Annotated in this window: 1 protein-coding gene and 1 pseudogene; both read right to left on the bottom strand. The window is 44.0% G+C overall.

What is annotated here, in order from left to right:
- Nucleotides 1-118 precede the first annotated feature (118 nt).
- Nucleotides 119-439, bottom strand: coding sequence for a hypothetical protein (locus A3756_RS03450; RefSeq protein WP_068552933.1), 321 nt, complete (start codon nucleotides 437-439; stop codon nucleotides 119-121).
- Nucleotides 440-544: 105 nt separating this feature from the next.
- Nucleotides 545-804 (bottom strand): annotated as a pseudogene (locus A3756_RS27160) (hypothetical protein); the annotation flags it as partial.

An 804-nucleotide genomic window follows, 5' to 3' on the forward strand; every position in this document is an offset into this window, starting at 1 on the left:
ATATTTTTACTTTGCTCATTGCAAGAATTCCATTCATTAATACACATAACGCCGCCAGCAACGGCGAGCGAAGCGAGTCCAGCCCACGGCCCTTTGTGGGCGATGTTGGCTGGCCTGGTTATATTTTTCTTTCAATGATGAACCCTGACTCGTCACCACAATGAATATAAATTTCACCGTCACCTTGTAAAGGAGTAGGAAATTCAATTTTACCCCGACCACAAAGGTCATCACCCTCGCAAGTGCCTTGCCAGCTAAACTCAAGATAAGGTGTTCGGTGAGATACCCTAACATCGAGCCACCCTTTTACAGCACCAAAAACGAACTGGCCTAATCCATCTTCAGTAAACTCAAAATAACCGGGTTCATCGAGGTCAACGTAGTCTTGAGGCCAAGTTGTCATTGACTTAATTTTCCATCGGCCTACAAAATCGTGCACTGAATTCTCCCTGAAATATAACGCTTACATTTGCGGCGGTTTTGTAGCGAGGCACGAGCGGAAAAACCGTCCAAGCCACGCAGTGGCTGAGGCAACATGTACTTGTTATAACTCAACTGCCACCTCAAAAGTATGACTAAAATTCTTATAGCCAGTACGTTCAAATTCTAAAATCCATTCAGATTCGATCGTTGCCAAAAGCTTCCCTGATTCGGCTTTACCAAAGGTGATTTTTGTAACATCCACGGGACTATGAGCAGCAAAGAAATATACCGAACCGTCGATGTAACCATCTTCAGGGTTTGTAGGGAATAAGAATTCTCTACCTTCTAACTCTGAAGAGGCTATAGGTATCTTGATGCCCT

Source organism: Oleiphilus sp. HI0086 (assembly GCF_001635225.1).